Here is a 4,014-nt window from a genome sequence, read left to right as displayed (position 1 = left end):
TACACGCACTTTGTTCAGCAGTCTCCTAGGTGAGGTCGCGCCGCTCCACCGTCGTGCGCTGGTGCACCACGGTCGTGCCGTCGACGTCCGTCGTGGTCACCGTCGTACGCCGGATCTCCACCATGAGACGCTCCCGCAGGCCCGACGGCGCCTTCTCGCAACACGAACTCGAGAGCTTGGCCTTGAGACGCCGCTCCGACAGGAACATCTCCCGGCAGTCCGGGCAGCCGGCGAGATGGTGCTCGAGGCGCGAACGGCAAGCGTCGTCGCATTCGAGATCCACGAGCAGTGAGAGGTCGCGCATCGCGGCGCGACAGTCGATCTCGTCGAGGCGCGGATCGTGCTCCTTCATCACTTCGCCCCCTCCTCACGGTCACGGCCGAAGCCGCGCTCGGTGGCCACGTCGCGCAGGAGTTCCCGCAACTGCTTGCGGCCGCGGTGTAGACGCGACATCACGGTCCCCAGGGGGGTGTCCATGATCTCGGCGATCTCCTTGTACGGCAGGTCCTGGACGTCGGCGTAGTAGACCGCCATCCGGAACTCCTCGGGGAGCTCGGCCAGCGCCGCACGGATCTCGTCGTCCGGCAGCAGCTCCATGGCCTCGACCTCCGCCGAACGCAGCCCCGTCGAGGTGTGCTCGGCCGCCGCGGCGAGCTGCCAGTCGGTGATCTCGTCGGTCGGGTACTGCGCGGGCTGCCGCTGCCGCTTGCGGTAGTGGTTGATGTAAGCGTTGGTGAGGATGCGGTGCATCCAGGCCCGGAAGTTGGTCCCCGGCTTGAACGAGTGGAACCCGGCGAACGCCTTGGCGTAGGCCTCCTGCACCAGGTCCTCGGCATCGGCGGGATTCCTGGTCATCCGCAAGGCGGCGCCGTACAGCTGGTCGAGCAGTGGCATGGCCAGCTCCTCGAACTGCTCGGCGCGCTGGTCGGCCTCGTCGGGCTGCAACTCGGTCGGCAACCGGAACTCCTCACCTGTCGATGTCCCGGAGTCTAACCGCACATCCGGGGCGTCGAGGACCGCGGTCCGCATCGCACCCTCCTTCCCGTCCCCGGACCATCCCGGGGCACTCGCCCAGGAACAACGCGGGCCGCCGCACCCGTATTCCGGAGCGTGAGGGAACTACGCTGGTCGACCGTGGGCAGGAAGAGCGGTCGCGGTGCCGCGGCGGGTGGACGCGGCGGTGCACGCGGTGGTGCACGCGGTGGTGCCGCGGCGACCCCCGCGATCGCCGCGCTGCGGGCCGCCGGGGTCGCCCACGAGGTCCACATCTACGACGCGAGCGGCGAGACCGCATACGGCGACGAGGCCGCCCGCGTGATGGGCGAGCGCCTGGGGGTGGATGCCGACCGGGTGTTCAAGACCCTGGTCCTGGCGACAGCGCGTCCGCCGGCGGGTTCCCGCGTCGCGCTGGCGGTGGCGGTGCTGCCGGTGACCTCTTCGCTCGACCTCAAGGCCGCGGCCGCCGCCCTCGGGTGCGGCAGGGCCACGCTCGCGCCGGTCGACGTCGCAGAGAAGACCACCGGCTACGTGGTGGGTGGCGTCTCCCCCATCGGCCAGAAGCGTCCCCTGGCCACGGTGGTCGACGCCTCCGCGCTCGGTCACCGCACGGTCCTGTGCAGCGCCGGGCGGCGCGGCTGGGAGATCGAACTCGACCCCGCGGAGCTGGTCCGGCTCACCGGCGCGGTGACGGCCCCGGTCACGACGTCCCGCTAGAACAACATCCCCTCGGTGGGGTCGACGGGCCGGACGAGCTCCGGCCCCTCGTTGCGGACGTTCGACACCGCCCGGGAGACCGGGCGGATCTCGACGGACTCCGCCCACTCCCCGAGATCCCCGCCCGCGCCGTCGACCAGCGCGCGGGGGTCGCCGATCACGGCGGGATCGAGCCAGTCCGCCACCAGGTCCGGGTGGACGGCCAGCGGCATCCGGTCGTGGACGCGCCGGAGCGGGCCCAGCGCCTCGGTGGTGAGGATCGTGCACGACAACTGGGAGACGGACGGGTCGACCGGGTCGCGCCGCGCCTCCCACAGTCCGGCCATCAACAGGCCGCGGTCGCCCGGCAGGCTCATGAAGTACGGCTGCTTGGGCCCCGCCTTAGCACCCGGGGAGGCGGGGTCACCGGGCACCCACTCGTACCAGCCGTCCATCGGCACCACGCAGTGCCGGCGGGCGACGGCGGCGCGGAACGCCGGCTTGGAGGCCGCGGTCTCCACGCGGGCGTTGAACAGAGTGGGCAGGCGCTGGGACTCCTTGGTCCACGACGGGACCAGCCCCCACCGCATGGCCCGGAGCACCCGTCGCGGGGCGGCGGGGCCGACGGCCTCGTCGAGGCTCTCGCGCGGCACGTCCAGCGTGAGGACCGGGACGGTGGTGGTGGGCGCGATGTTGAACCGCGGCGTCGGCGGCGCGGTGTCCGGGTGAAGGCCGACGGGCGGGGCGGACGCCTCGTCGACCGCGTCCAGTTCCAGCGCGAGCTGCGCCGGGGCGGAAGAGAGCGAGAACCGTCCACACATGCCGACATCCTCGCACCCGAGTCCGCCGGGAGCGCCCGCGATGGGCGACAATGGCCGGGTGAGTCATTGGAGCGCCCCCGTCGCCGCAGCCCCCGTGGACGCCGACGTCGTAGTCCCCGGATCCAAGTCGCTGACCAACCGCGCCCTCCCCCTCGCCGCCCTGGCCGACGGCCCCTCCCGCCTGACCGGCACCCTGCGCAGCCGGGACACCGACCTCATGATCGGCGCCCTGCGGTCCCTGGGCGCCCGGATCGAGGGCCCCGCCGGCGATCTCCGCCCCGACGACACCGACCTGCTCATCACCCCGGGGCCGCTGCGCGGCGGGGAGATCGAGTGCGGGCTGGCCGGGACGGTCATGCGCTTCGTCCCGCCGATCGCCGCTCTCGCCACCGGCCCCTCGACCTTCGACGGCGACCCCGCCGCGAGGATCCGCCCGCAGTCCACGGTGCTCGACGCGCTGCGGGCCCTCGGAGCCGAGATCGACGGCGAGCGCCTGCCCTTCACCGTCTCGGGCGCTGGGTCTCTGCGCGGGGGCCGCGTCGAGATGGACGCCTCGGCCTCCTCGCAGTTCGTCTCCGGCCTCCTGCTCTCGGCCGCCCGCTTCGACGAGGGCGTCGACCTCGTCCACGTGGGGGCCTCGCCCGTCCCGTCCGGACCGCACATCGAGATGACACTGGCGATGCTCCGCGAGTCCGGCGTCACCGTCGAACAGCCGACCCCGTCGTCATGGCGGGTCGCCCCCGGCCCGATCGCGGCCGTCGACCGTGTCGTCGAGCCCGACCTGTCCAACGCCACCCCGTTCCTGGCCGCCGCGGCGGTCACCGGCGGAACCGTCCGCGTCCCGCACTGGCCCGCCACCACGACCCAGCCCGGCGACGCCATCCGCGACATCCTGCGGGCCATGGGCGCGTCCGTGACCCTCGAGATCGCCGACGGTGCGGACCACGGCACCCTCGTCGTCGTCGGCCCCTCCCGCCTCTCCCCCGTCGACCGGGACCTGTCCGCCGTCGGCGAGCTCACCCCCACCGTCGCCGCGCTGTGCGCCCTGGCCGACGGCCCGTCGCGCCTCACGGGGATCGCGCACCTGCGCGGCCACGAGACCGACCGCCTCGCCGCGCTGGCCGCCGAGCTGGGCGCCGTCGGTTGCGGCGTCACCGAGCTCGATGACGGCCTCGAGATCTCCCCCTCGCCCCTGCGCGGTGCCCCGTGGCGCGCCTACGCCGACCACCGCATGGCCACCGCCGGCGCCATCGTCGGACTGGTCGTGCCGGGTGTCGAGGTCGACGACATCGGGTGCACCTCCAAGACTCTGCCCGGCTTCACCACCCTGTGGGCCGACATGCTCGCCGGACGGGGCTGACGGACCGCCATGCCGAGCGGACGGGGCGCGGGCGGCGCACGCGGGTGGGACGAATCCGACGTCCGGATCCGGCCCGGCAAGGGGTCGCGCCCGCGCACCAAGCGCCGGCCCAGCCACGACGACGCGGCCGCCGCGATGGTC

The 4,014-nt window shown here is 73.5% G+C and carries 5 protein-coding genes and 1 pseudogene; 3 read left to right on the top strand and 3 right to left on the bottom strand.

The annotated features are described in order from the left end of the window. Positions 1–25: 25 nt before the first annotated feature. Together HMPREF3086_RS15925 and HMPREF3086_RS15920 are read right to left on the bottom strand one after the other, a co-directional pair. Positions 26–352, bottom strand: coding sequence for a zf-HC2 domain-containing protein (locus HMPREF3086_RS15925; RefSeq protein WP_061228034.1), 327 nt, complete (start codon positions 350–352; stop codon positions 26–28). Beyond that, positions 352–1,029, bottom strand: coding sequence for a sigma-70 family RNA polymerase sigma factor (locus HMPREF3086_RS15920; protein ID WP_061228035.1), 678 nt, complete (start codon positions 1,027–1,029; stop codon positions 352–354). Before HMPREF3086_RS15920 ends, HMPREF3086_RS15925 begins: the two co-directional genes overlap by 1 nt. A 105-nt stretch (positions 1,030–1,134) precedes the next feature. On the opposite strand from HMPREF3086_RS15920, the gene HMPREF3086_RS15915 reads away from it, so the two are divergent. Further along, positions 1,135–1,713, top strand: coding sequence for an aminoacyl-tRNA deacylase (locus HMPREF3086_RS15915; RefSeq protein ID WP_246831023.1), 579 nt, complete (start codon positions 1,135–1,137; stop codon positions 1,711–1,713). Here the strand turns inward: HMPREF3086_RS15915 and HMPREF3086_RS15910 are convergent. Continuing rightward, entirely contained in the window at positions 1,710–2,513 is an 804-nt protein-coding gene (locus HMPREF3086_RS15910) for an SOS response-associated peptidase (protein ID WP_061228036.1), read from the bottom strand. The two genes, HMPREF3086_RS15915 and HMPREF3086_RS15910, sit on opposite strands and share 4 nt — an antisense overlap. A gap of 40 nt (positions 2,514–2,553) precedes the next feature. Here HMPREF3086_RS15910 and aroA point away from each other — a divergent pair, with 40 nt between their 5' ends. Both aroA and HMPREF3086_RS19705 read left to right on the top strand, forming a co-directional pair. Next, a complete protein-coding gene (gene aroA, locus HMPREF3086_RS15905) occupies positions 2,554–3,873 on the top strand; it encodes a 3-phosphoshikimate 1-carboxyvinyltransferase (protein WP_070722891.1) in 1,320 nt (439 codons plus the stop codon). Positions 3,874–3,882: 9 nt separating this feature from the next. Continuing rightward, a pseudogene (locus tag HMPREF3086_RS19705) lies at positions 3,883–4,014 on the top strand (ribosome small subunit-dependent GTPase A); the annotation flags it as partial.

This window comes from Dietzia sp. HMSC21D01 (assembly GCF_001815995.1).
In the GTDB taxonomy this organism is placed as follows: Bacteria; Actinomycetota; Actinomycetes; order Mycobacteriales; family Mycobacteriaceae; genus Dietzia; species Dietzia cinnamea.
Note: the sequence above shows the minus strand (reverse complement) of the source record. Positions and strands in the feature narration are given on the sequence as shown.